A 25851-nucleotide genomic window follows, 5' to 3' on the forward strand; every position below is an offset into this window, starting at 1 on the left:
TCAGGCTAACATGCGACGTCTTTCCGCCACCTTCAACGGAGCCCGTCGATGAAGCGTTTTCTCGCCGCCGAAGCCATGCTGGGCGCGCAGCCCGTGGTGCAGCTGGAGGATGCCGAAGGCGGCCGCCGCGTGCGCATCGCGCGGCTGGGCGCGGCGCTGCTGAACTTCGAGGCGAACGAGGGCGGCGCGTGGTTCGACTACGCCGACGGCTACCGCGACGACGCGGAGATCGTCGCGCGCGCCGGCTCGCGTTTCGCGATCATGGTGCCGTTCGCCGGCCGCATCGCCGACGCGCGCTACCGCTTCGACGGCCAGCCGCAGGACTTGCAACCCGGCGTGACGGGCGACGCGCGCGCCAGCCGCCACGGCTTCGTGCGCGGCGCCACGTTCGAGCTCGCCGGGCTCAGCGCCGACGAGGAGAAGGCGCAGGTCACGCTGGCCACCGAGGCGATCCGTCCGCAGCCGGGCTATCCGCACGCGATCGACCTGGCCGTGACCTTCACGCTGGACGCCGCCGGCCTCACGCTGGAAGCCGTCATGCGCAATGTGGGCGACAGCGCGGCGCCGTGCTTCTTCGGCTGGCATCCGTACTTCCGCGTGGCCGATGCCCTCGTGGACGGCTGGGAGCTGGCGATCCCCGCCGAGACGCTGGTGCGCACCGGCGCCGACCTGATCGCGCTGCCGGGCGCGGCCGCCTACGTGGCGCTGGACGATGCGCCCGCGCTGGACTTCCGCGAGCCGCGCGCGATCGACGACCACATCATCGACCAGGGCTACACCGACCTGCAGCCCGGCGCCGACGGCCGCATCCGCACGCACCTGCGCGACCCGGCCAGCGGCCGCGCGCTGGCGGTATGGCAGGAGCGTGGCCTGATGCACGCCTTCACCGCCGACACGATCAGCCGCGGCGTGCGCCGCGCCATCGCGCTGGAGCCGATGGAGTGCATGGCCAACGCGTTCAACCGGCCCGAATGCGCGGACGCGATCCGGCTGGAACCCGGCGCGGAACGGCGCTACCGTTGCGGCGTGGAGATCGCGACGGCATGAACGCCTTGCCCGACATCGACGCCATCCGCGACGCCACCGCGCGCATCGCGCCCCATGCCGTGATCACGCCGGTGCTGTGCAGCGCGGCGCTGGATGCGCTGGCCGGCGCCGAACTCCACTTCAAGTGCGAGAACCTGCAGCGCGGCGGCGCGTTCAAGTTCCGCGGCGCGTGCAACGCGGTGTGGTCGCTGACGGACGAAGAAGCCGCGCGCGGCGTGGTCACGCATTCCTCCGGCAACCACGGCAACGCGCTGGCGCTGGCCGCCGCCACGCGCGGCATCGCGGCGCACGTGGTGGTGCCCGAAGGCGCGGTGCAGGCCAAGCTCGACGCCATCGTGCGCGCTGGCGGCACACTGCACCGCTGCGCGCCCACGCAGGCCGCGCGCGAGGCGATGTGCGCCGACGTGCAGGCGCAGACCGGCGCCGCGCTGGTGCATCCCTATGCCGACGCGCGGGTGATGGCGGGGCAGGGCACCCTTGCGCTGGAACTGCTGCGGCAGGCGCCGCAGCTCGATGCCTTGATCACGCCCGTCGGCGGCGGCGGCTTGGCCGCGGGCGTCGCCATTGCCGCGCATGCGCTCAGGCCGGAACTGGCGCTGTACGGCGCCGAGCCGGCCGGCGCCGACGACGCGGCGCGTTCGCTGGCCGCTGGCGCGCGTATCGCGGGCTTCCAGCCGGATACGGTGTGCGACGGCCTGCGCGCACTGGTGGGCGAGCCGAATTTCGACGCCCTGCGCGCGCATCGCGTGGAAGTCGTCACGGTGAGCGACGCGGAAACCGTCGCCGCGATGCGCCTGCTGTGGAGCGAGCTGAAGCAGGTGGTGGAAGTCTCCAGCGCCACCGTGCTGGCGGCCATCCTCAAGCAGCCGCAACGCTTCGCCGGCCGGCGCGTGGGCCTGGTGCTCACCGGCGGCAACGTCGATCTCGACGCGTTGCCGTGGTGAATCCGCTCAGGCCGTCGCGGATTCCGCGGTGACGGCGTCGTTCGCCGCCATCTCGGTAACCGGCGCGGCGGCGCCGCCGGGAAGGTGATGCGCCAGCGCATGCAGGTCGAGCTGATCGACCGGTACCGGGCGCAGGGTGACCGGATCGAACGCCACCTCGCCCGGCTTCCAGCCCTCGCGGCTGAACACCGTGCACAGGAAGCGCTTGGTCGAGGCCCAGTGCAGGCCGAGCAGGCCGTGGTCGTTGTCCGCGTCCACCACCGGATCGCCCACGCCGGTGGGCCGCAGCGGCTCGCCGTACAGCGCGGTGCCGAACAACACGTCCCAGATCGAGAACACCTGGCCGAAGTTGCAGTTGTGCAGCTTCGGCCGCTCGGGATCCACCAGCATGTGGTGCAGGCGGTGGAACTTCGGATCGACGAACAGCCGCTCGAACAGCCGTCCAAACCCCAGCCGCGTGTTGGTGTGCGACAGGTTCTGCACCAGCTCGCCCAGCAGCATCAGCCAGGCGAACTCGTCGGGATCCACGCCCATCGCCAGGCCCACCACGGCGAGGATCATCGACTGGATGAAGCCGTCGATCAGGTTGCCGCGGTCGTTCGTCCAGCAGCTCATCTGCCGCGTGCTGTGGTGCATGCTGTGCAGCGCCCACCACCACGGCAGCGCGTGCTGGGTGCGGTGCATCCAGTAGTACACGAAGTCGTACACCACGTAGTACGCGCCGAACAGCACGTAGGGATGGCCGTTGAACCACGGCACCAAGGTGGTCAGCGCCAGCGGCGAGCCGGCGCTGGCGGTGTCCGCGCCGCCGCCGCCCAGCAAATTGCTGAAGGGCATCAGGATCAGGTAGGTGAACAGCGGGAAGATGCCCACCAGCATCATCACCGTGTAGTTGCGGTCGACCAGGGTGAGCTTGCGGTTGGCCCACCGCTCCGCGGGGAAGAAGGTTTCCAGCGGCCGGAACAGCAGGCCGATGATGCATATCTGCAGCGCCGCGATCAGCAGCGAGGCGGCGATGTCGCGCGGGTCGCCGGAGAGCTTGCCCAGGTGCAGCAGGCCGAGCGCCGGCGCCACCGCATGGCTGCTCAGCCAGTCGACCAGGTGTGACCACAATTCGGGCAGCGAGTACATCGGCGAATCCGGGAAAACGGCAGCGCGCATGATACCGCCGCGGTTTCGGCGTGGCGCTGAACGCCGCCGCGCGAACTTGCGACGCGCTCAGCGCCGAAGCCGCACCCCGCTCACCGCGCACAGGCCCAGCAGCACGAAGGCGATGCCCAGCCACTCCATCGGCCTGGGTTCCTCGCGCAGGATCGCCCACGCCAGCAGCACGCCCACGATGGGCACGCCCAGGCTGCCCACGCTGGCCAGCGTGGTGGGCAGCCGGCGCAGCACGATCGACCACAGCCACCACGCGAGGCTGGAGGCCATCAGCACGCTGTAGGCCAGGCCGGCGACGAAGGCGCCGCTCCATTCGATGTCCCGTTGCGGCACCAGCAGCGCCACGATGCCCAGCGCCACGCCGCCGGCCAGCATCTGCCACGCCGTGAGGTTGAGCGCGGACACCGCGTGCCGCCGGAACAGCCATTTGCTCAGCACCGTGCCCGCGGCCCAGGCCACGCCGCCCGCGATGGCCAACGCCGTGCTCGCCGCGTTGCCGAGGCCGCGCCACGGCTCGATGATGCAGACGAGGCCCAGTGCGGCCAGCGCCACGCCCAGCCAGTGCCGCCTCGTGGGCCGCTCGTGCAGGATCGCCCACGCCAGCAGCACCGCCCAGAACGGCATGGTGTAGGCCAGCAGCGCCACGTGGCCCGCGCCGCCGCTCACCAGCGCCCACTGCTCCAGGCCCTGGAACGCCGCGGTCTGGCACAGGCCGATCAGCACGGTGGGCAGCAGCGGCGGCGGCTTCAGCGGCTGGCGGCTCAACGCCAGCGCGGCGAACAGCACCGCCGCGCCCAGCAGGTAGCGCAGCGCCGCGAAATCGAACGGCCCAGCGAACGCCAGCACCTGTTTCATCACCACCCAGCTGTAGGCCCACAGCAGGATGGTGGCGAGCAGCGCCAGCTGGGCGCCGCGTGGCGAAGCGGGTCGATCGGGCATGGGCGAGGTTGTGCGGGAAAGGCGCGAGTGTATTGCCTCCCCGCGCCGGCAGGCGTTCACTGTGCGCTCCCTCCCGCCGGAACCGCCGCATGCAACGTTGCCACTGGGCCCCTGCCGACGACGCGCTGATGTGCGCCTACCACGACACCGAATGGGGCGTGCCGCTGCACGACGACGACGCGCTGTTCGAGTTCCTGTGCCTGGAAGGCGCGCAGGCCGGGCTGTCGTGGCGCACCGTGCTGGCCAAGCGCGACAACTACCGCAAGGCCTTCCACGGTTTCGACATCGCCCGCGTGGCGGCGATGAAGGGTCGCGAGCTGGAGAAGCTGCTGCTCGACCCCGGCATCATCCGCAACCGGCTCAAGGTGACGGCGGCGCGCGACAACGCCATCGCCGCGCAAAAAGTCATCGGCGAGTTCGGCAGCCTCGACGCCTTCCTTTGGTCGTTCGTGGACGGCAAGCCGTTGCTCAATCGCTGGAAGGACAAGGGCGAGGTGCCGGCCAGCACGCCGCTGTCCGACCGCATGAGCAAGGAGCTGAAGAAGTGTGGCTTCCGTTTCGTCGGCACCACCATCTGCTACTCGCTGATGCAGGCCACCGGCATGATCAACGACCACCTCGTGGGATGCTTCCGGCACAAGGCTGGCGCGGATCAGCGTTGAGGATCGGCCCGCGCTGGCGGTTCATTTTCCACTGGCCATCATCTGTTCGCGGCGCGCACGGAACTCGCTGTCTTTCGACCATTGCGGCCAGGCATCGCCGTCGGCGAGCTGCCTGCCCACGCCGTACAGCGCCTGCAGATCCTCGGCCACGCCGCGGAAGTCCCAGTGTGGGTCGTACACGTCCTTGGTGGTGTGGTAGCGGTGCGCGGTGTAGTCGGCCAGCGCCGCGTTGCCAGCCGAGGTGCCGCCGTGCACCAGGTCGTTGCCAGTGAGCGTATCCATGGCAGGCACGCCGGCCTTGGCGAAGCTGAAATGGTCGGATCGGAAGTAGAAGCCGTTCTCGGGTGTGGTTTCCGGCGTGGCTACGCGACCCTGCGTCGCCAGCACGCCTTTGAGGATGTCTTCCAGCTGCGACTGGCCATAACCCACCACGATCATGTTCTTCGTTGGGCCGATGATGTTCAGCGCATCCATGTTTATGTCGGCCACGGTCTTGTCCAGCGGGAAGACCGGATGCGTCACGTAGTACTGCGAGCCGAGCAGGCCGGCCTCTTCCAGCGTCACCGCGGCGAACAGCACCGAGCGTCGGGGCTTTGGCTGCTGCGCGGTGAACGCATCCGCGATGCTGAGCAGGCCGGCGATGCCGGTGCCGTTGTCGATCGCGCCGTTGTAGATCTGGTGGCCCTTGAGCTTGGGGTCACGGCCGAAGTGATCCCAGTGCGCGCTGTAGACCACGGCCTCGTCCGGTCGTGTACTGCCCTTGAGCAGGCCCAGCACGTTGCGGGTGACGCCGTGGCTGATCGTGCTGTCCAACGTGATCGAGGCCTTGGCCGGCAGCGTCACCGGCTTGAAGCCGCGTTGCGACGCCGCGGCCTTCAGCTTGTCGAAGTCGAGCCCCGCCTTGGCGAACAGCCGGCGCGCGGAGTCGGTGGTGAGCCAGCCTGCCACCGGCAGGCGCGGCGCGGGATCCTCGATGGCCGGCAGGCTGAGTTGCGGGCCTTCGCCGCTGTTCACCAGCACCGTCCATGGGTAGCCGGCCGCACCGGTGTCGTGGACGATGAAACAGGCGGCGGCGCCCTCGCGCGCCGCCTCCTCGTACTTGTAGGTCCAGCGGCCGTAGTAGGTCATCGCGCGGCCCCTGAACAGCTTGGGGTCGTTGGTGGCATAGCCGGGATCGTTGACCAGCACGATCACCGTCTTGCCCTTCACGTCGAGGCCCGCGTAGTCGTTCCACTGCCAGGCCGGCGCGTTGATGCCATAGCCCACGAAGACGATGTTCGAGTCCTTCAGCGCCACTTGCGGCTTCGCCTGCAGGGTGTTGGCCAGCATCTCGGTGCGATTGGCGAAATGCTGCGTGCCGCCACCCTCGGTCACGTCCAGCGTCACGTCCTTGTTGTCCAGCAGGGTGGATACGTAGGGCACATCCTGGAACCAGGAGCCATGGTTGCCGGGCTCTAGGCCCAGTTTCATGAACTGCGCCACGATGTAGTCGACGGCGCGCTGCCCGCCGGCCGTGCCGGGCTTGCGGCCATCCATGGAATCCGAGGAGATCGCCTTCTCGTAGGCGGCGAAGCGGGCAGGCGTGATCGCTGGGGCGGACAGAATTGCGGCGGGGTTGGTGGTGGCCGGGTTGCTGGCCCAGGCCGGTACGGCAGCGAGAGCGGAGAGCAAGGCGAAGAGGACTGTGCGATGCATGGATGGCTTCCTCCTGTGGCTACGACGCGCCAGTCTAGATCGCTGATGTGGTTTGCACTAGCCGAGGGTAGCTAGGGTGAAGCGGCTGTTCTACGGCATTGCGGGCAGTTCGCCGTAGGCCGCCGCTGGCAGGCTCGCGGGTACCATCGTCTGTGGCTGCGGGCTCGATTAATCGCGCCATCCCGCCCCTGCTACGATGCATGGACGTCACGCATCATCGAGTCGCGCGGATGAAGGGAAAGGCCACATCGTTCGACATTGCCCATCTCGCCGGGGTGTCCCAGTCCACGGTGTCGCGCGCGTTGCGCGGCAGCCCGCTGGTGAGCGAGGAGACGCGATTGCGCATCCAGACGGCGGCGGATACGCTGAATTACAAAGTGGACAAGAACGCATCCAATCTGCGCCGTCAGCACACCGGCACGCTGGCGTTGTTGCTGTTCGAGGATCCCACCGCGGACGACTCGCACATCAACCCGTTCTTCCTGTCGATGCTGGGCTCGATCACCCGCGCCAGCGCGCAGCGGGGCTACGACCTGCTGATCTCGTTCCAGCAGTTCTCGCGCGACTGGCACGCGGATTTCTCCAGCAGCCAGAAGGCCGACGGCCTGATCCTGCTCGGCTACGGCGACTACCAGTCGCACCGCGACAAGCTGGAGAAACTGGTGGCGCAGGGCACGCGCTTCGTGCGCTGGGGGGCGGTGCTGCCGGGCCAGCCGGGCGTCTCCATCGGCTGCGACAATTTCGAGGGCGGCCGGCTGGCCACCGCGCACCTGATCGAGCAGGGCTGCCGGCGCATCGCCTTCCTCGGCGACGCCACGCCGCACTATCCCGAGTTCCACGAACGCTACCGCGGCTACGCGGCGGCGTTGCGCGAGGCCGGCCTCAAGGTGGAGGAAGGGCTGCAGGCCGACGCCGAAACCACCGAGCAGGCCGGCTACGAGGCCGCCGAGTTGCTGCTGGAGCGCGGCCAGAAGTTCGACGCGGTGTTCGGCGCCAGCGACCTGATCGCCATCGGCGCCCTGCGCGCCCTGGTCGAACGCGGCCTGGCCGTGCCTGGCGACGTGGCGGTGGCCGGCTTCGACGACATCCCCGTGGCCAGCTTCATCTATCCCTCGCTGACCACCGTGCGGCAGGACACCGGCAAGGCCGGCGAGGTGCTGGTGGAGCAGCTGGTGCGGATGATCGACGGCGAAAGCGTGGAAAGCGCCATGCTGCCGGCGCAACTGAAGGTGCGCCGTTCCAGCCTGCGGCCGGAAGCCTGACCGCCGCAATACCTGGCGGCGCCGGGCGTTCTCACGTTGTAGTGACCGGGTCTCTGGCATAACCTGATCTTCCGCTGCATCGCGCAATGGAAGGATGGGTTCATGGGGCGTAGCGAACACGAATCGGCATCCAGCCGTGCCTTCGAGCGCATCGCCGAGGCGTACGTGGCGCTGGACGCGGACTGGCGCTACACCTACGTCAATGCGACCGCCGCCGCCTTCCTCGGCCGCAGCGCCGACGAGCTGCTTGGCAAGACGGTCTGGGCGGCGTTCCCGGACGAAACCACCGGTTCGTTCCGCGAGGCCTGCGAACGGGCGATGGCTGAGCAGGCGCCGCGCACCGTGGAAGCGTGGTTCGCACCCCTGGGGCGCTGGTTCGCAAGCACCGTGTACCCCGCGCCCGACGGGCTCACCGTCCATTTCCAGGACATCGACCGGCGCAAGCGCGAGGAATTGCGGCTGCAGTCGCAGCAGCGCTTGATGGAGCAGGCCCAGCAGCTGGCGCAGGTGGGCAACTGGAGCTGGGACGTGGCCAGCAACCATGTCGCCTGGTCGGATGAGCTGTACCGCATCTACGGCATCGATCCCGCGCGGCACGCCGCCACGTTCGACGCCTACCTCGCGCTGGTGCACGCGGACGACCGCGCCCGGGTGCGCGGCATCGTCGAACGGGCGCTGCACGACGGCGGCGAGTTCGAGTTCGAGGAGCGCATCCTGCGGCCCGGCGGCGAGGAGCGCGTGCTGTACAGCCGCGGCATGGTGGAAACCGGCGCCGACGGCCGCGTGCTGCGCCTGCTCGGCGCCTGCCAGGACATCACCGCGCGCAAGCGCGACGAGCGCATGGCCGCCTGCCAGCACGAGATCCTGCTCGACATCGCCGCGCAGCGGCCGCTGGCGGAAACCCTCGCCGGCATCGCCCGGCTGCACGAGGTGCTGATCCCGGGCGCGCTGTGCTCGCTGTTGCTGCTCGACGGCGGCCGCCTGCTGCACGGCGCCGCGCCCAGCCTGCCGCAAGCCTGGAACGAGGCCGTGCACGGCGTGGAGATCGGCGAGGCGCGCGGCTGTTGCGGCACGGCCGCGTGGAGCGGCCGGCGCGTGGTGGCTGGGGACATCGCCACGCATCCGTACTGGCCGGAGGATATCCGCCAGCTGGCGCGGGCATGCGGGCTGCGCGCCTGTTGGTCCACGCCGATACCCGGCAGCCACGGCGAGGTGCTGGGCACCTTCGCGGTGTATTACCGCGAGCCGCGCGAGCCGCGGCCGGAGGAGCTGGCCTGCATCGACCGCATGCTGCCGCTGGCCGGCATCGCCATCGAAAGCGCGCGCCTGCTCGGCCGCCTGCACGAGCGCGACCGCTTCTTCGAGATGTCGCAGGAGGTGTTCTGCATACTCGACACGCGCAGCGGGCGCCTGGTGCAATTCAATGCCTTCCTGCAGCGCCTCACCGGCTACGCCGCCCATGAGTTGAAGACGCTGGACTACCGCGGGTTCCTGGCGCCGCTGCGCGGCGCCGAATCGCCGGAAGCCATCCCGGCCCAAGCCGAAGCCGGCGCCACGCACGAATTCGTCAATCGCTGCGTGGCCAAGGACGGCAGCGAACGCCTGCTGGAATGGACAGCGTTCGCCGCCTCGGACGGCCTGCTCTACGCCGTGGCGCGCGACGTCACCGCGCGCCACCAGGCGGAGCAGAAGCTGATCCACGCGGCCAACCACGATTCGATCACCGAGCTGCCGCGCCGCACCCTCCTGGAGGAAGCCATCGCCGGCATGCTGCGCACGCCGTGGAGCGAGGTCTGGGTGGCGGTGATCGGCCTCGACCGTTTCCAGGTGGTCAACGAATCCATGGGCCACATGATCGGCGACGACGTGCTGCGCCGCGTGGCCGGCCGCCTGCGCGCGGCGCTGGACACGCGGTGGCTGCTCGCCCGCGTGGCCGGCGACAAGTTCGCGGTGGCGCTGGACGGCGTGGATCGCGAGGCCGCGCTGGCGCTGGTCGAACGCCTGCGCGCCGTGGTGGCGCGCCCCATCGAGGGGCAGGACTACCGCCTGCTGCTCACTGCCAGCGCCGGCATCAGCCACTCGCCGGTGCACGGCGACACCGCGGCGGCGCTGCTGCGCGGCGCCGAGGCAGCGTTGCATCACGCCAAGCGCAACGGCCGCGACCGCATCGGCGAGTTCAGCGTGGGGCAGCAGCGCGCGCTGGACGAACGCGTGCAGCTCGGCAGCCGCCTGCCCGTCGCGCTGCGCCGCGACGAGTTCGAGCTCTACTACCAGCCGCAGTACCGCGCGCTCGATCACGCGCTCACCGGCTTCGAGGCGCTGCTGCGCTGGAACAACGGCTCGCTGGGCAAGGTTTCGCCCGCGCGCTTCATCCCGGTGGCCGAGGCGCTGGGCCTGATGCCGGAAATCGGCAACTGGGTGTTCGAGCGGGCCGCGCGGCAGCTGCGCGAATGGCTGGATCGCGGCCACCGCGGCTTCACCATGGCGGTGAACGTCTCCGCCCAGCAGGTGCTGCATCCGCACCTGGTCGAGCAGGTGACCGAGGCGCTGCAGCGCCATGCCGTGCCCGCGGCCATGCTCGACATCGAGATGACCGAAAGCGCGCTGATGGAAAACGTGGGGCGCGTGCGCCGCACCCTGGCCGGCCTGAAATCGCTGGGCGTGCAGCTGTCGCTGGACGATTTCGGCACCGGCTATTCCAGCCTCGCCTACCTCAAGCAATTCCCCATCGACAAGCTGAAGATCGACCAGAGCTTCGTGCGCGACCTGCCCGACGACGCCGACAGCGGCGCCATCGTGCAGACCATCATCGAACTCGGCCACCAGCTCGGCATGCAGGTGTCCGCCGAAGGCGTGGAAACGCCGGCCCAGGCGATCTTCCTTGCCAGCCTGGGCTGCGACGAGCTGCAGGGCTACGGCCTGGGCATGCCGCAGCCGGTGGCGGAGGCCGAGCGCTACTTCGTGGACGTGCGCGATTCGTTCTCCGCCTGAGCGGGCGTCACGCGCCGGGTTCGCGCACGCGCAGGGTGCACAGGCCGGCGATCAGCAGGCTGATGCCGCCCAGCCCCAGCGCCCATACCGGCTGGTCGTGGAAGAACCACTTCAGCAGCACGCCCAGCACGCTGGCGGCCATCAGCTGCGGGATCACGATGAAGAAATTGAAGATGCCCATGTAGATGCCCATCTTCGCCGCGGGCAGGTTGTCCGACAGCATCGCGTAGGGCAGCGACAGGATCGAGGCCCAGGCGAAGCCCACGCCCACCATCGACGCGATCAGCCAGTGCGGATCGCGCACGAACAGGAACGACAGCAGGCCCAGCCCGCCCAGCCACAGGTTGACCAGGTGGCTCCAGCGCAGGCCGCACGCGCGCACCAGCAGCGGGATCGCGATGGCGGCCAGCACGCCCACGCCGTTGTAGGTGCCCATCAGCACGCCGGCCCAGTTCGCGCCTTCGTTGTACGCGGCGGAGGCGGTGTCGCTGCTGCCGTAGAAGTGGCCGGCGACGGCGGGCGTGGTGTTGATCCACATCGCGAACATCGCGAACCACGAGAAGAACTGCACCCAGTTCAGCCGACGCATCTGCGGCGGCATCGCGTACAGGTCGCCCATGATCTGGCGCAGCATGCCGCCGCTGGCGGTCTGGCTCAGCCAGACGAACAGCGCGCCGGCGGCGAGCAGTCCGCCGGCCAGCAGGTACAGCTCCTGCGCGAGGCGAAAGCGCAGGATCAGCGCAAGTACCACGGCGCCGAGCAGCAGGAACAGCGCGCCGGCCTTCCACGCGCCGTGCGCGTCCGTGGTTTCCGTCGCGGCGTGGCTGTCGGCGAAGGCTTCCAGTTGTTCCGGCGGATATTCGCGCGTGGTGCAGATCGTCCACAGCATCGCGCCCAGCAGCACCGCCGCGCCAGCGTAGAAGGCGTACATCACCGAATGCGGCACCGTGCCGGCGGGCGCCGTGTTGGCCACGCCGCAGCGGGTGAGCAGCCACGGCAGGAACGAGGCCACCACCGCGCCCACGCCGATGAACACGCTCTGCATCGCATAGCCCAGCGGGCGCTGGCGCGGCGGCAGCTGGTCGCCCACGAAGGCGCGGAACGGTTCCATCGCCACGTTGAACGAGGCGTCCATGATCCACAGCAGGCCCGCCGCCACCCACAGCACGGGCGAGTTCGGCATCGCCAGCAGCGCCAGCGTGGCGAGCACCGCGCCGGCGAAGAAATACGGACGGCGGCGGCCGAAGCGGTTCCAGGTGCGGTCGGAGCAGTAGCCGATCAGCGGCTGCACGATCAGCCCGGTGAGCGGCGCGGCGATCCACAGCACCGGGATCTGATCCACGTTCGCGCCCAGCGTCTGGAAGATGCGGCTGACGTTGGCGTTCTGCAGCGCGAAGCCGAACTGGATGCCGAGGAAGCCGAAGCACATGTTCCAGATCTGCCAGAACGACAGCTCGGGCTTGCGGGTCATGGGGCGGCTCCCGTGCGTTGGGCGGCGGAAAGCTGGAATGGGTGTATGCGATTCGCGTGAGGTGGTCTGGTGGATGCTTCCCGTTCCAACTCCCCTCTCCCGCTTGCGGGAGAGGGGCCGGGGGAGAGGGCGCGCCCGGCGCAGCGCGACACAGCGCTCCGCCCGTACCCTCTCCCGCCCTTCGGGCACCCTCTCCCGCAAGCGGGAGAGGGGAGCGGTGCGGTGCGCATCACGGGGCGGTTGCCGCGGGCAGGGGCACGATGCGCAGCGCGCCGACGGTGGCGTCGTTCAGCGGGTGGTCGCCGCCCGCGCCGCCGGTGTAGTGCGCGTTGTGCGCGAGGTAGCTCATGTTGAAACCGTCGGCTAGCGCGAAGCTGCAGTGCGCGCCCGCCGTGGCGGCGAACTTCGCGGTGGTGGAAAGCTCCTCGCCCACGCTGTGCGGCATCACCAGCGGCACGCGCTGCTCCGCCTCGCCGTCGCAGCGGATGGCCAGCATCTTCACCGCGGCGGTGATACCGGTGTTGATCGGGCCGTGGTCGTTGCGGTAGCTCAGCGCCACCTGGTAGCTGCCGGCAGCGGGCGCGACCCATGCGCGCGGCCATGTGCCGCCCACGCTGGCGAACGGGCCTTCGCACTGCTGCGGGCTGTGCAGCGATTCCAGCCCGCCCGCGCCGGTCTGCGTGAGGCTGAAGCATTGCAGCGCGTTCGCGGCGGGCACCGCGAGCATGCCGTCGATGGCGCCCACGCGCCGGCTGTTGAGGTAGAGCACGCCGGGCGCGGCGCTGCGCACGTTCCAGTGCGCGCCGTCGCGCGTCACCTGCGGCGCGGCGGGCGCGGAAGGCGCGAACGGCGGCACCGTGCTGCGCACGCCCAGCTCGGGCACCTTGATCGCCATCAGCTGCACCACGCTCTCGTCGCCGCGCTGCGTGATGTTGTCGGCGATCAGCAGGTTGCCGGCCAGCTTTTTCGGCAGCTTCAGGGTGATGCGCTTGCCGGGCAGCTGCAGGCTGATCGACTCCTTCTTGCCGAACAGCATCGGCACCAGCGACACCGGCAGCTTGGGCTGGATGCTGCCGTCGTTGCCGAGGCCGAACACGCCTTCGCCCACCACCGAGAGGTAGGCGGCCACCGACCACAGCTGGCGCGGCGAATCCACCACCGGGCCGCTGAGCTTGCCGTCGTCCACGTGCGTTGCCTCGGTGGTGAGCTCGTAGTTCTCCATGTTGGAGCCGGCCAGCGCGGCGCCGCGCATCACCGAGGCGATCTCGAACGCGATGTGCACGGGGTCGTTGAGCTTGCGCGCGGCGCGCAGCGCGTAGGCGCTCACGAACGGCCAGATCGCGCGGTTATGGTAGATCGGCTGGTCGGTGCGCTCGGGCCAGATCACCGGGCTGCCGGCGGGCCACGCCGGGTAGTTGGCCAGCGCCTGCCGCGCGCGTTCGCCGTCGGCCACGCCGCTGTCGATGGCCAGCGCGATGCCGAGCAGGTCGTAGGTGTCGAAGGGCGCGCCGTCGCCGCCGATGTAGCTCATGTACATGCCGCGGTCGGCGCGCCAGAAGTGTGCGTTGATCGCGGCCTTCAGCGCGTCGGCCTGCGCCTGGTAGTCCGCCGCGCGCGCGTCGTGGCGCTCGCCGGCCATCTGGGCGGCTAACTGCAGTGCCTGGTAGTGCAGCACGTTGGTGGACAGCGCGAACGACTGCGCGATGAAGACGACGTCGTTCGCCGTCCACGCGGGGTAGCTCTGCTCGCGCCAGTCGAGGAAGGAGGTCTCGCCGCGGTACAGGCCCATGCCGGCGTCGAACGCGTACTGGCGATCCTGCGCCAGCGTGTCGGTGAGCGCCTGCCAGGTGTCGTCGGCGAACGCCTTGTCGTCCAGCAGGTGGCGCGCGGCGGTGAACCACGCCACGCGATCCGTGCTGATCGGCCAGCTGCCGCCCGAGCCGGTGTCCTGCATCACGAGCGGGCCCTGTGGCGTGCCGGGCACGCGGCTGCCGGAGAGCTTGAAGCGCAGGCCGTTGCGCGAGCGCGTGGCGTCGTAGCGCCACAGGCCCAGATCCACCGAGAACGAGAGGTCGCGCGTCCACACGTAGGGCCACTTCTCGCCGGTGGCGAAGCAGGTGCACGGAATGGGCTGGTCGTGGTCGTAGGCGCCGTCGCGGATCGCGGCGACGGAATCCTGCTTCAGGTCGTCCTGCGCCATCGCGTACAGGCCGTCGAACAGCGGGCTGGCGGTCTGCACCGCATACGGCGGCGCGGGGATCAGCCGCCTGCCGTGCGCCGGATGCAGCAGGAAGCCGCCGCCGGGCTGCATCTCGATGCTGGCCTGCTGGCCGCGCCATTGCAGGTTGTCGTGCCACAGCGGGCCGTGCGCGCCGGCGGTCAGCGCGATCATCAGGCTGCCGAAGAGGCTCATGCGGCGTTCCTCCGCCGGGCGGCGGGCGCGGTTGCGCGGTGGGCGTGGCGCACGGCGGCGTGCGTGGCGGTCTTGCTCATGCTGGTTTTCCCTCGATCCGGTCGGCGGGCAGCGGCTTCATGCGCTCGCCCGCCGCCTGCGTGTCGGCGGCCCCCCGTGGCCGGGTTGCCGCATCTCCGTCCATGCGGCAACCCGGGGGCCAGTGTACGCAGATGTATCCGCGCATGTGTCATCAATCCTTCCGCCACGGGCCGGAAGTGAGAGGTTCATTGCGCCAGGATCGCGCCGTAGTGGCCTTGCACGCTCACCGTGACGTTGCCGCCGCTCACCGTGTACTTGCTGCCGGTGATGAGGTCGGTGACCTGGCTGCCGTTGGTCATGCTCTCCTCGTACACCGGCACCGTCACCGTCTCGGTGTTGCCGGTGCCGTTCAGCACCACCGCGATGCGGTTGTTCGGGTCGAGGCGGCCGAACGCGTAGATGCCGTGGGTGTCGTCGGTGAGCAGGGTCATGAACGAGCCGGTACGCAGCGCGGGGTATGTGTTGCGGATGCGGATCAGCTTCTGGGTCAGCGCCACCGCGGCGTTGCCGGTGGTGGCCTGGCTCCAGTCGAAGGTGCGGCGGTTGTCCGGGTCGGCGCCGCCCTGCATGCCGTATTCGTCGCCGTAGTAGATGTTGGGCGTGCCAACGTAGGTCATCTGGAAGAACAGGCCCAGGTAGGTCTTCCAGATGTCGCCGCCGCAGCGCGTGGCGAAGCGCGAGGTGTCGTGGCTGCCCAGGAAGTTGCTCATGGTCTGCTGCACGTCGGTGGGCAGGTCGGCGCGCGTGCCGTGCAGCCAGCTGTCGAGCTGGCTGGGCGTGAGCGAGGCGCTGTTGCCGCTTTCGTCCACGCCGCAGATCCATTCCGACGCCGGCTGGGTGAAGCCGTTGTAGTTCATCGCGCCGTCCCACTCGGCGCCGTCGTCCAGCCAGGCCGAGGCATCGCCCCAGTATTCGCCGAGGATCTCGGCGTTCGGGTTCGCCGACAGCACGGCCGTGCGCATCTCCTGCATGATCTGGTGGTTGGTGGCGTCGCTGCCGCCGTTGCCGCCGGCATCGAGGTATTGCGCCGCGTCCAGCCGCCAGCCGTCGATGCCGTAGGGTGGCTCCAGGTAGGTCTGCATCACCGAGCCCGAGTTGCCGTAGATCTGGTTGCGCGTGGCCGAGCCGCTGGCGCCGTAGTCCAGCTTGGGCATGCTGGGGATGCCGAAGAAGGTGGAGTAGCTGCCCGGCCAGGTCTGGAACGTGTAGTAGCCGTAGTACGGGCTGGATTGCGACTGGTAGGCGCCCTGCTGCGGGCAGGAGATCCCGCCGTAGCTTTGCGCGCGGAACCAGCAGCTGCTGTCGCCGCTGTGGTTGAACACGCCGTCGAGCACGAGGTAGCCGCGCGGCCCGTTGCCGCTGCTGTGCACGTCGGTTATCAGCTGCTCCAGCGTGGCGTTGTTGCCGAAGGCGGGGTCGACCGTGTAGTAGTCCTGGGTGTCGTACTTGTGGTTGGTGGGCGAGCGGAAGATCGGGTTGAGGTAGACGATGTCGGCGCCCAGCGTGTTCTTGATGTAGCCCAGCTTCTGGTCGACGCCGGCGAGGTCGCCGCCGAAGAACACCTCGCTGTTGCAGCCGCTGACGTTGGCGGTGACGCCGGTGCCCCAGGCGTGCTGCTCGGTGGCGCAGCCGGCGTAGGTGTACTGGCCGTTGGTGACGTCGTTGCCGGTGTTGCCGTTGTAGAAGCGGTCGGGAAAGATCTGGTACATCACGCCGTTCTTCATCCAGTCCGGCGTCTTGAAGCCCGGCACGACGAAGAAGTCGCCCGACGAGGGCTCGCTGGCGGTGATGCCGGCCGCGTTGTACCAGGCGGTGGCGGAGCCGTCGTTGATCTGGAAGCGGTAGTACTTCTCCGATGCGCTGGCCGGAATGGTGCCCTGCCAGAGGTCGTAGGTGCCGGTGGCGTCGTTGGCCGTCCAGTGCATCGCCACCCAGTGGAACTGGCTGTCGGCGCTGTCGTAGTACTTGATGTTGGCGCTGGTGATGTCGCCCTTGTAGGTGCGCAGCGTCAGCGTCACCGCCGTGCTGGCGGTGGGCTCGGGAGCGCTGTCGAACAGCATGCCCTGGTCGTGGAACAGGCCGGCCCATTCCACGTTGTTGTCGTTGCTGGCGGCGCGCGCGGCGCCGCTCCACAGCGACGCGCCGGACAAGGCCAGCGACAGGCACAAGGCCAGCGGCAGCCGGTGCAGGCCGTGGCGAACGCGCTTCGTCGGATGCTTCATCGAAACCCCTCCATAACGGACTGGGCGAATGCCGTCGCGCCTGCCGGAGCCCAGTTCCGGTTTCCCCTCGCGCGATGGCGGTTGAGGCCATGCCTGGCCATGGATTCCCCCTGCGCCGCACGGAGTCCTGCGCGGCGCCAGTTGCGGATCAGCGCGCGGCGCCGGCGCGCAGCGTCAGCGTGCGCGCCGCGCCCGCATCGAGCCTGAGCACGGTGAACGCGCCGTAGCGGTCGCTGCCCGTGCTCCAGCCTTCGCCGTCGGCGGCATCGAGCGCGGCGGGCGTGGCGTAGTGCTGGAGGCCGCCGACCGCGGCGGCGGCGAGGCCGTGCACGCGCACGCGGTAGTGGCGCAGCGCGGGGCGGTAGCTGCCTTCGGCGGCGGCGGTGCTGAAGTCCACCGTGTCGCCCATCCGCTGCGTGGCGAGGCGCTGCAGGAAGTACGCGCCCTGCGCGTAGTCGTAGCTGTCGCCGTCGTCGTCGTAATAGTCGAAGTGCGTGGCCTGCGCGGACGGGAACACGTCAACGTCCACGGTGGTCACCGGATGCTCGCCCGTCCAGTCCATCACGGGCTGGGTGGGGATGATCGCGCCCGCGCGGATGAACAGCGGGATGTCGTCCCAGGTCTTGGCGTCCGTCGCGATGGTGACGGTCTGGCCGCCCTGGTACGTCTTGCCGTTGAACCAGTCCGTCCACGTGCCCGCGGGCAGGTACATGGACTTGCTGGCCTGGCCCTGCGCGACCACCGGCGACACCAGCAGCCAGTTGCCGAACAGCCACGCGTCCACATCGTTGCGCAGCTTCGCGTCGTCCGGCCACACGAAGGCGAGCGGCTGCACCAGGCCCACGCCCGCGCTGCTCGCGCGATGCTGGTAGGCGTAGATGTAGGGCAGCAGCGCGTAGCGCAGGCGGATCGCCTTGGCGGCCGCGGCTTCGGCCACCGGGCCGTAGCGCCACGGCTGGCGCTTCTCGTCGAACTCGCCGTGCACGCGGAAGATCGGCGTGAACGCGCCGAACTCGATCCAGCGCGCGTAGTTCTCATCGGTGGGATGGCCATGGAAGCCGCCGCCGTCCATGCCCCATTGCGTCACGCCCACGTCGATGGCGCTGAGCATGCGTTCGCGCTGGCCGGCCATGCTGGCCCAGCCGGTGGCGATGTCACCTGACCACAGGCCGTAGGCGTAGCGCTGCGCACCCAGCCAGAAGTCGCGGTTGATCGACCACACGCGCAATTTCGAGTAGGCGCGCTGGCCGTCGTAGGTGGCGCGCTGCATGTTGAGGAACTGCGTGTTGCTCTTGGTGGTGTCGGCCTCGTCGTTCCACCAGCCCACGATGCCGGTGTCGAGGCTGTGCTTGAGGTGGTCGTTGAACCACCACGCGCGCGCCGCCGGCTTGTCGAAGTCGATGTCTTTCACCGGCAGGTGCGAGAAGTAGTCGGGGCTGGCCTTCTCGCCGGGCAGCCACAGGTCGTGCGCGGTGGCGTAGCGGCCTTCCGGCGTGTCCACGTGCATGCGCGGCTTCATGATGCCGGTCATGTGCACGCCCAGCGCATCCATGTCGGCCTTCAGCTTGCCGGTGGGGCCGTCGGGGAATTTCGCGGCGTTCCAGCGGTACTCGCCCCAGTCCTTGCCCCAGTCCTTCCAGTCGAAGTCGAAGGTGAAGGCGTCCAGCGGGATGTGCTTGGCGCGGTAGGTGGCGACGATGTCGCGGAACTCCTTCTCGTCGATGCCCCACTGGCTGTTGATGAAGCCGTTGGCCCATTTCGGGAACAGTTGCGGATGGCCGCTGAGGTCGGCCAGTTCGCCGAACAGTTCGGCGGGCGTGCCGGCGAGGATGTAGTAGTCGGCGTCGGGCCGCGCGAACTTGCCGATGGCGATGCGGCCCTGCGCGAGGTCGAAGTCCGCGCCGTCGCAATCCACCAGCACGCCGTAGCCGGCGGTGCTCCACACGAAGGGCGCGCCGGGATGGCCCTGCTCGCCCGCCTTGGCCACCTGCTTGCCGGTGCGCAGGATGCCGGCGCGGGTGTCCTTCTCGAACGCGTCGTAGCCGCCGATGCCGTACAGCGCGTCGCCGGGGGCGTGGGCCAGCACGATGCGGCCGTGCGCGAGCGCGGCGAGGTCGGCCTGTTGCAGCAGCGGGTGGCCTTGCGCGTCGCTCACGGCCAGCTTGCCGCTGCGCTTGTCGAACGTGGCGACGAGGCGGTCGGAGCGCAGCGTCACCGTGTCGCCGTCCTGCTGCATCTGCGGCTGGAAGGCGGGCGTGCTTGCCGGATGCGGATCCATCACCAGGCTCGCGGGCGTGGCGCCGCCCTTCGGCAGGTAATGCACGTGCAGCACGCCGGGCGCGATCAGTTGCAGCGTGACGCTGCCGTCGCCCAGCGCGAGCGTCAGGCCGTCGCTGCCGACGCTTTGCACCTTTGCCGAGGTGGCGGTCGCGGCGAATGCGGTGGGCGCGAGGCCCAAGCCAAGCAGCATGGTGAGTGCGAGCGTGTGCAGTTTCGGTGTTGTCATCGGGCGGCTCCATGAGATGTCGTGAATGGTCGATGCCTTGTCGTCATTCCGGCGCAAGTTGGAATCTGGTGTCTTGCAAGCTCTCGCGTTGACCAATGGAGCAGGCTGCCCGATTTTGCGAGAGCATGGCTAGTGAGTCCTTCTCCCTTCGGGAGAGGGTGGCGACAGCCGGGTGAGGGTTCGGGCGAAGCGAAGCGTTGTGGCAAGTCCGAACCCTCACCCCCAACCCCTCTCCCGGAGGGAGAGGGGAGAAGAGCGGGATGCACCTTCAATGCAGCACCGCGCTGCCGTAGGCGGGCAGTTGCAACTTGCCGTCGGCGATGCGGGTATCGGGCAGGCTGTGCTTGAGCAGGTTGCGGAAGCGCTGCGCAGGCAGCGCCACCGTCTGCGGATCACCTGACAGGTTGTGCAGCACCAGCACGTCGCCGTGCGCGTCGTCCAGCTCCCACGCGGCGACCTGCTCGCCGGCGTCGCGCCAGTTGCGCAGCGTGCCTTCGCGCAGCGCGGGGATGTCGCGGCGCCACTGGATCAGCATGCGGTACCAGTTGAGCAGCGAATGCGGGTCGGCCTGCTCGGCCTGCACCGACACGGCGGCGCCGTCGCCCGCGCTCCAGCCTTCCCAGGTCGTCTCGCCCGGGCCCTTGCCGGTGCGGTACCAGCGCATCGGTTCGCGCAGGTGCGGGTCGGGCTTCTCGCCGCGCATGCCCAGTTCCTCGCCGTAGTAGACGAAGGGATGGCCGGGCAGGGCGAGCAGCATCGCGGCGGCGGTGCGCATGTGCTCGGGGTTGCCGGCCAGCTGGCTCATCACGCGTTCCTGGTCGTGGTTCGACAGGAACGGCGCGTCGTCGAAGCGGCCGTGCGCGGCGGCGCGGTAGGCGTCGTACTGGCGCTGCAGCGTGGCGCCGATGTCGCGGTCGCGCTCCTGCATGGCGCTGTCGATCAGGCGCGTTGCCAGCGGAAAGTTGAACACCGCGTCCAGCGAGGCCATCCACGGCGGCAGGTCGTCGGGGTTCTGCCGCGCCACTTCGCCCACCAGCCAGGCGTGCGGGTTGGAGGCATCGATGCCCTGGTGGAACTCGCGCCACCACGCGAGGTTCTTCTTCAGCGCGACCGGGCTGTCCACGTCGCTTTCGCTGTCGTCGTAGATGTGCTGCGCGGCGTCGAGGCGGAAGCCGTCCACGCCCTTGTCCAGCCAGAAGCGGCCCACCTTCACCATCTCGGCGCGTACGGCGGGGTTGTCGTAGTCGAGGTCGGGCATCTCGGCGGTGAACACGCCGAGGTAGTGGCCGCCGTTTGCCGCCGCATGCCAGAGCCGGCCGCCGGTGGCGCTGATCTGCTTGAGGTCGGTGGCGGGCGTGGCCCAGGTGTACCAGCCGTGGTACGGGCTGCGCGGATCCTGCGCGGCCTTGAACCACGGCGACTGGTCGCTGCTGTGGTTGATGACCATGTCCATCACCACCTTGATGCCGCGCTTGTGCGCCTCGCGCAGCAGCCGCTCGAAGTCGGCCATCGTGCCGTACTGCGGGTTGATCGCCTCGTAGTCGGTGATGTCGTAGCCGTGGTAGCTGGGCGAGGGGTTGATCGGCATCAGCCAGATGCCGTCCACGCCCAGCGACTTCAAGTAGTCGAGCTTGGCGGTGACGCCGTTGAGATCGCCCACGCCATCGCCGTTGGTGTCGTACCAACTGCGCACGAAGATCTCGTAGTAGGTGTCGGAGGGCGCTTGCGCCGTGGCGGCGGGCGCGTCGGCGGCGCGCGGCGCGCGCATGCCGCCGACGGCGAGCAGCGACGCGAGCAATGCGGTGGCGAGGCGACATCGGATCATGGGCGTTCCCGTTGGACGGTGGCACGGCGGGCGGGCATGGTTCATGCGCCTGCCGCGTCGAGATGTTCGGTGCCGAAGTGCTGGGCGCCGAAGTGTTTGGCGATGTAGTCGGCGTGGCCGGGCAGGGTGGCCACGGCGCGTTCGACGATGGTGCGGATGTTGCCGAGGAATTCGTCGAGTTGGCCCTGCGGCAGCGCGTCGGCGAGCGGGTGGTAGCGCCGCGGCAGCACGCGCTGGCCGAGCAGCACCTGCAGCCAGCCCATCTCGGTGAACAGCTCCTCGCCTTCGCGGAAGATGTGCGCGTTCTGGCGGAACAGCTCGATGCGCTGGGCCAGGCCGTCCGGCAGCGCCATCGTGGCGCAGTCGCGCCACAGCGGGCCGTCGTCGCGCTCGTTGGCGTGGTAGTGCAGCACGATGAAATCGCGCGTCTGCTCGTATTCGGCGCGGGTCTTGCGGTTGTACTCGTCGATCAGCGCCGGGTCGAACGAGCGATCCGGGAACATCGTCAGCAGGCGCGCCACCGCCGACTGCATCAGGTGGATGCTGGTCGATTCCAGCGGCTCGACGAAGCCGCTGGCCAGGCCCATCGCGATGCAGTTGCGGTTCCAGATCCGCCTGCGGATGCCGGAGTGGAAGCGCAGCTGGCGCGGTTCGCCCAGGGCCTTGCCCTCCAGGTTGCGGTGGAGGACGGCGGCGGCCTCGTCGTCGCCCATGTGGCTGCTGCTGTACACGTGGCCGTTGCTGGCCAGGTGCTGCAGCGGGATGCGCCACTGCCAGCCCGCGCGCTGCGCGCTGGCCTGGGTGTACGGGCGGATCGCGTCGCCGTGCTCGCTGGGCACCACCACCGCGCTGTCGCACGGCAGCCAGTGTTTCCAGCTTTCGTAGCCGGTCTTCAGCGCGCCCTCGGTGAGCAGGCCGCGGAAGCCGGAGCAGTCGAGGAACAGTTCGCCGGCCACCACTTCGCCGCTGTCCAGCTTCACCGACTCGATGAAGCCGTCCTCGCCGCGCAGCGCGACGTCCACCACCTTGCCCTCGGTGCGCAGCACGCCGCGCTGCTCGGCATGCCGGCGCAGCAGCTGGCCGAAGCGGGCGGCGTCGAAGTGGTAGGCGTAGCGGATGCCGGTGAGCGGGCTGTTGCCGACCTTGTCCATCCGCGCGAAGCGGTTGGCGTCGGCGGCGCCCGCGTTGATCGAATACGCCCACAGGCCGGGCGCGGCGGGGTTCTCGCGCCGGCTGCGCAGCCAGTAGTGCTGGAACGGCAGCAGGCCCAGCGGCAGGCCGACGTCGCTGAAGGCGTGCAGGTAGCGGTCGCCTGGCCGCGCCCAGTCGTTGAACTCCACCGCCAGCTTGATCGTGCCGCGGCACTCGCGCAGCAGCGCGTCCTCGTCGATGCCGAGGAAGCGGCCGACGTGGCGGATCTGCGGGATGGTGGCCTCGCCCACGCCGACGATGCCGATGGCGTCCGATTCGATCAGGCGGATCGAGAGCTCGGGGCCGAACGCCTGCGCCAGCAGCGCCGCCGCCATCCAGCCGGCGGTGCCGCCGCCCACGATGACCACCTGCCGGATGCGGGAGTCGCCCATGTCTTTGCCTCGTGCCGTTGCGGCCATCGCCATCTTCCCCGCTTTGGCGTGCCCGCGATGCGAAAAAAAGGCCCCGCTGGTTTTTACGCAACGGGGCACCGGGGAGTTACGCTGAAACGCGTTACTGCGCTTACTGGAACTTGTACGACACGCCCAGCGAGTAGGTGCGGCCGTAGCGTTCCCAGATCAGCACCTGGCGCGGATCGTTGTTCTGGTAGGTGGAGAAGATCTTGTTCGACAGGTTGGAGCCCGTCGCGATCAGGGTCAGGCCGTTGAACGTGCCGTGGTCGAAGGTGTAGCTCACCTGCGCGTCGTAGCTGCTGCCGCCACGGAGATCCTGCTCGATGCGCGAGGAACTGATGCCCGACACCTCGCCCAGGAAGTCCGAACGGTAGCTGTCGCTGACACGGGCCTCGAAGCCGTCGTGCTGGTAGTACAGCGTGCCGTTGGCCACCCACTTCGACAGGCCCGGCACGGTGATCGGCGTCGGGTTGTCGCCGTACACCAGCGAGCTCTTGGTGCGGTTGCCGGTGAGGTTCACGCCGAAGCCGTCGAGCACCGGGGTGAACAGGCCGAACGGCAGGTTCAAGGTGACCTGGGCGCCCTTCACGTAGCCGTGGCCGTCGTTGGTCGGGCCGGTGACGATGCCGTAGGGCGTGCCCAACTGCGCCTGCTCGGCAGCGTTCAGGTACGACGGGATGAAGGCGCTGAAGTCGTACAGGTAGGCCGCTTTCGGGTCGATGTAGTCGCTCAGCTTGAGGAAATAGCCCGACACCGAGATGTAGCCGCCGCCGCCGTTGCGGCAGATGTCCGACGTCTTCGAGTCGGCGGCGCTGCACTGGTAGCCGGTGACCGGGCCGGAGAAATAGTGCTCGTAGCTGATGTTGTAGTTGTCCGACATGGTCGGCAGCAGCTTGGCGTTGCCGCCGTTGGAGCTGAAGAAGGCCTGGTTCGGATCGGTGGACGACAGGTGGGTGAGGTCGCCGCTCACCGCCTGGCTGGCGTTCATCTGATCCATGCGCGGCTGCGCCATGGTGCGGGCCGCGCTCACGCGCAGGTCGTCGTTGTCGCTCAGGCCGAAGATCAGGTTGGCGCTGGGCAGGTAGCGCTTGTAGGTGGTGCCGCCGGTGACCGGGATCAGCACGGTGCCGCCGCCGGTGACCGAGCTGCCCGGCGCCACGCGCTCGCCGGTCGAGGTCTGGTGGGTGCGGTCGGCCTGGATGCCGAAGTTGCCGCGCAGGCTGATGCTGCCCAGGTTGGTGTCGAGGTTGAACTGCAGGTAGGGGGTCAGGTCGCGCTCGCGCACCTTCCAGTTCGGCGGGATCGGCAGCGAGGACATGAACACCGGCACTTCAGTCAGCGTGCCGTTGGCGATCATGGCGAACGGGTTGTAGCAGGTCATCGCGCCGATGCCCATCCACGACAGCGGGTCGCAGCCGGTGCCGCTGAAGGCCGCCGACTTGACCGCGTTGCCGCCGCTGATGAAGCCGCCGCCCAGGGTCAGGAAGTTCTGGTCGACGTTGTAGGTCTTGTTGCGGGTGCTGTCCGAGATGCCGAACTCCATGCTGGAGAACGGGCCGCTGGCGAAGTCGCGCTCCACGCTCAGGCGCAGGTCGGCCAGGTAGTCCACCGTGCGCGGCGCGTTGATGAAGCCGGCCTGCACCACGTCGTTGCCCGCGCCCCAGCCGTCCGGGTCGGTCAGCACGGTGCCGCTGCCGTAGTTGAGCGAGGGATCGACGTACAGCAGGCCGTTGGCCAGCTCGCTGAAGCCGATGGTGTCGAGCGCGCCGGTACCGTTGTAGCCAGTGCCGGAATAGCTCTCCAACTGCACCTGGCGGCTGGTGGCGCGCGAGTAGTTCGCGTCGAGGTCGGCCGACCAGTTTTCGTTGATGTGGAACTTGTTGTCCCAGTTGAAGTTGTAGACGCGCGCGGTATTGCTGTTGTAGTCGTTGCGGATGATCGGCTTCACGCCGCTGTAGGTGCCGTTCTCGACGAAGCCGTTGCTGACCGCGCCCGGGGCCAGCGTGACGTTGCTGCCCCAGAACAGCGGCAGCTCCATGCCCTTGGCCCACTGCACTTCCTTGAAGTTGTCGTACGTCATGTCGACCGTGCCGGTGTAGAACTCGTTCGGCTGCCATTCCACCGTGGCCAGCACGCCGTTGCGCTTCATGGAATCGGTGATGCCGTAGTTCTTCGAGCCGCCCACCACGTAGTCGCCGTTGGCGTCGTTGGGGTAGCCCCACGGCGCCTGGTGCTCGACCTGCGAGGGGTTGTTCTCCAGATCCACGCCCAGCGTCACGCCGAGGGTGTGGTTGGCGAACTGGTTCACCCACACGCCGTTGACGTTGTAGCCCTTGTTGCTCACGCCCGAGCCCTGGGACAGCTGATCCATGCCGTTCCAGATGTACTTGGCGTTCACCGCCGATTCGGGGCCGCTCTTGTCCAGCGGTCGGATGGTGTGCATGTCCACCGTGCCGGCCAGGCCCTGGCCGACCAGGTCGGCTTCGGGGCTGAGGTGCACCACCACGTTGTCGAACCAGCTGGAGGGATACTGGTCGAACTGCACGTCGCGGTTGTTGGAGGTGGAGACCTGCTGGCCGCCGTTGATCAGCGCGGTGGAGAAATCGGGGCCGAGGCCGTGGATGCTCAGCACCTGCGGGCGGCCGTCCACGGTCTGCACGGCGAGGCCGGGCAGGCGGCCCAGCGCGTCGGCGATGGAGGCGCCGGGCAGCTTGCCGACCTGTTCGGCCGACACGGCTTCGACGATGGTGCTGGCGTTGCGCTTCAGCGCGGTGGAGTTCTCGATGCTGCTGACGAAGCCGTTCACCTGCACGGCCTGCATCTGCTTGGCGTCGCCGCGCTTTTCCTTCTTGCCGTTGGCGTCGGTGGTGCCGTCGGCCGTGTTGGTCTGTGCAGTCGCCTGCGTGTCCTGCGGTTGCGCGGCAGGCGCGGTCGCGGCATAGGCCACGGCGCTGGTGCCGAAGCACGCGGACGCGATCGCCAAGGCCAGCAGCTTGTGCTTCATCAACATGTTTCGTCTCCCCTCGAG

General features: G+C 69.1%; 15 protein-coding genes. 5 read left to right on the top strand and 10 right to left on the bottom strand.

Annotated elements, in window-relative coordinates:
* Positions 1-48: 48 nt before the first annotated feature.
* Complete coding sequence (locus ACZ5Z2_RS00525) at positions 49-1047, top strand: aldose epimerase family protein (protein WP_464760032.1); 999 nt, start codon at positions 49-51, stop codon at positions 1045-1047.
* Positions 1044-1991 carry a pyridoxal-phosphate dependent enzyme gene (locus ACZ5Z2_RS00530; RefSeq protein ID WP_464760033.1) on the top strand — a complete coding sequence of 316 codons (948 nt, stop codon included), beginning with the start codon at positions 1044-1046 and terminating at the stop codon, positions 1989-1991. The genes ACZ5Z2_RS00525 and ACZ5Z2_RS00530 overlap by 4 nt, the downstream gene beginning before the upstream one ends.
* 6 nt (positions 1992-1997) lie before the next feature.
* Here ACZ5Z2_RS00530 and ACZ5Z2_RS00535 read toward each other — a convergent pair whose 3' ends face one another.
* On the bottom strand, positions 1998-3122 hold the full coding sequence (locus ACZ5Z2_RS00535) for a sterol desaturase family protein (RefSeq protein WP_464761632.1): 1125 nt from the start codon (positions 3120-3122) through the stop codon (positions 1998-2000).
* A gap of 87 nt (positions 3123-3209) precedes the next feature.
* Entirely contained in the window at positions 3210-4091 is an 882-nt protein-coding gene (locus ACZ5Z2_RS00540) for a DMT family transporter (protein ID WP_464760034.1), read from the bottom strand.
* Between the two features lie 89 nt (positions 4092-4180).
* Between ACZ5Z2_RS00540 and ACZ5Z2_RS00545 the strand changes: the two genes are divergently transcribed.
* Positions 4181-4753, top strand: coding sequence for a DNA-3-methyladenine glycosylase I (locus tag ACZ5Z2_RS00545; RefSeq protein WP_464760035.1), 573 nt, complete (start codon positions 4181-4183; stop codon positions 4751-4753).
* 21 nt (positions 4754-4774) lie between these two features.
* On the opposite strand, the gene ACZ5Z2_RS00550 is transcribed toward ACZ5Z2_RS00545, so the two are convergent.
* Positions 4775-6448: a M28 family metallopeptidase gene (locus ACZ5Z2_RS00550; protein ID WP_464760036.1), complete on the bottom strand. Its 1674-nt coding sequence runs from the start codon at positions 6446-6448 to the stop codon at positions 4775-4777.
* Between the two features lie 230 nt (positions 6449-6678).
* Between ACZ5Z2_RS00550 and ACZ5Z2_RS00555 the strand changes: the two genes are divergently transcribed.
* Both ACZ5Z2_RS00555 and ACZ5Z2_RS00560 read left to right on the top strand, forming a co-directional pair.
* Positions 6679-7710: a LacI family DNA-binding transcriptional regulator gene (locus ACZ5Z2_RS00555; RefSeq protein WP_464760037.1), complete on the top strand. Its 1032-nt coding sequence runs from the start codon at positions 6679-6681 to the stop codon at positions 7708-7710.
* A 102-nt stretch (positions 7711-7812) separates the two neighbouring features.
* Positions 7813-10701, top strand: coding sequence for a sensor domain-containing protein (locus tag ACZ5Z2_RS00560; RefSeq protein WP_464760038.1), 2889 nt, complete (start codon positions 7813-7815; stop codon positions 10699-10701).
* A 7-nt stretch (positions 10702-10708) separates the two neighbouring features.
* On the opposite strand, the gene ACZ5Z2_RS00565 is transcribed toward ACZ5Z2_RS00560, so the two are convergent.
* The 7 genes from ACZ5Z2_RS00565 to ACZ5Z2_RS00595 all read right to left on the bottom strand — a co-directional run bounded on the left by ACZ5Z2_RS00565 (position 10709) and on the right by ACZ5Z2_RS00595 (position 25833).
* Positions 10709-12172, bottom strand: a complete 1464-nt coding sequence (locus ACZ5Z2_RS00565; RefSeq protein WP_464760039.1) for an MFS transporter — start codon at positions 12170-12172, stop codon at positions 10709-10711.
* A gap of 229 nt (positions 12173-12401) precedes the next feature.
* Positions 12402-14585 (bottom strand): alpha-L-rhamnosidase-related protein, encoded by a 2184-nt coding sequence (locus ACZ5Z2_RS00570; RefSeq protein WP_464760040.1) that lies wholly within the window; start codon positions 14583-14585, stop codon positions 12402-12404.
* A gap of 266 nt (positions 14586-14851) precedes the next feature.
* Positions 14852-16888, bottom strand: a complete 2037-nt coding sequence (locus ACZ5Z2_RS00575; protein ID WP_464760041.1) for a glycoside hydrolase family 13 protein — start codon at positions 16886-16888, stop codon at positions 14852-14854.
* Positions 16889-17036: 148 nt separating this feature from the next.
* Positions 17037-19394: a glycoside hydrolase family 31 protein gene (locus ACZ5Z2_RS00580; protein WP_464760042.1), complete on the bottom strand. Its 2358-nt coding sequence runs from the start codon at positions 19392-19394 to the stop codon at positions 17037-17039.
* Positions 19395-19662: 268 nt separating this feature from the next.
* Positions 19663-21219 carry an alpha-amylase family glycosyl hydrolase gene (locus ACZ5Z2_RS00585; RefSeq protein WP_464760043.1) on the bottom strand — a complete coding sequence of 519 codons (1557 nt, stop codon included), beginning with the start codon at positions 21217-21219 and terminating at the stop codon, positions 19663-19665.
* Between the two features lie 41 nt (positions 21220-21260).
* Positions 21261-22802, bottom strand: coding sequence for a tryptophan halogenase family protein (locus tag ACZ5Z2_RS00590; protein ID WP_464760044.1), 1542 nt, complete (start codon positions 22800-22802; stop codon positions 21261-21263).
* 130 nt (positions 22803-22932) lie between these two features.
* Positions 22933-25833 carry a TonB-dependent receptor gene (locus ACZ5Z2_RS00595; RefSeq protein ID WP_464760045.1) on the bottom strand — a complete coding sequence of 967 codons (2901 nt, stop codon included), beginning with the start codon at positions 25831-25833 and terminating at the stop codon, positions 22933-22935.
* Between the last annotated feature and the right edge of the window lie 18 nt (positions 25834-25851).

It is taken from the genome of Rhodanobacter sp. G1, from assembly GCF_055397855.1.

Bases quoted from the DNA above. Each gene is read 5' to 3' on its own strand.
- ACZ5Z2_RS00530 (WP_464760033.1), top strand. From the start codon at position 1,044: ATGAACGCCTTGCCCGACATCGACGCCATCCGCGACGCCACCGCGCGC.
- ACZ5Z2_RS00555 (WP_464760037.1), top strand. From the start codon at position 6,679: ATGAAGGGAAAGGCCACATCGTTCGACATTGCCCATCTCGCCGGGGTG.
- ACZ5Z2_RS00570 (WP_464760040.1), bottom strand. From the start codon at position 14,585: ATGAGCCTCTTCGGCAGCCTGATGATCGCGCTGACCGCCGGCGCGCAC.
- ACZ5Z2_RS00525 (WP_464760032.1), top strand. From the start codon at position 49: ATGAAGCGTTTTCTCGCCGCCGAAGCCATGCTGGGCGCGCAGCCCGTG.
- ACZ5Z2_RS00595 (WP_464760045.1), bottom strand. From the start codon at position 25,833: ATGTTGATGAAGCACAAGCTGCTGGCCTTGGCGATCGCGTCCGCGTGC.
- ACZ5Z2_RS00590 (WP_464760044.1), bottom strand. From the start codon at position 22,802: ATGGGCGACTCCCGCATCCGGCAGGTGGTCATCGTGGGCGGCGGCACC.
- ACZ5Z2_RS00565 (WP_464760039.1), bottom strand. From the start codon at position 12,172: ATGACCCGCAAGCCCGAGCTGTCGTTCTGGCAGATCTGGAACATGTGC.
- ACZ5Z2_RS00560 (WP_464760038.1), top strand. From the start codon at position 7,813: ATGGGGCGTAGCGAACACGAATCGGCATCCAGCCGTGCCTTCGAGCGC.
- ACZ5Z2_RS00540 (WP_464760034.1), bottom strand. From the start codon at position 4,091: ATGCCCGATCGACCCGCTTCGCCACGCGGCGCCCAGCTGGCGCTGCTC.
- ACZ5Z2_RS00585 (WP_464760043.1), bottom strand. From the start codon at position 21,219: ATGATCCGATGTCGCCTCGCCACCGCATTGCTCGCGTCGCTGCTCGCC.
- ACZ5Z2_RS00575 (WP_464760041.1), bottom strand. From the start codon at position 16,888: ATGAAGCATCCGACGAAGCGCGTTCGCCACGGCCTGCACCGGCTGCCG.
- ACZ5Z2_RS00535 (WP_464761632.1), bottom strand. From the start codon at position 3,122: ATGTACTCGCTGCCCGAATTGTGGTCACACCTGGTCGACTGGCTGAGC.
- ACZ5Z2_RS00580 (WP_464760042.1), bottom strand. From the start codon at position 19,394: ATGACAACACCGAAACTGCACACGCTCGCACTCACCATGCTGCTTGGC.
- ACZ5Z2_RS00545 (WP_464760035.1), top strand. From the start codon at position 4,181: ATGCAACGTTGCCACTGGGCCCCTGCCGACGACGCGCTGATGTGCGCC.
- ACZ5Z2_RS00550 (WP_464760036.1), bottom strand. From the start codon at position 6,448: ATGCATCGCACAGTCCTCTTCGCCTTGCTCTCCGCTCTCGCTGCCGTA.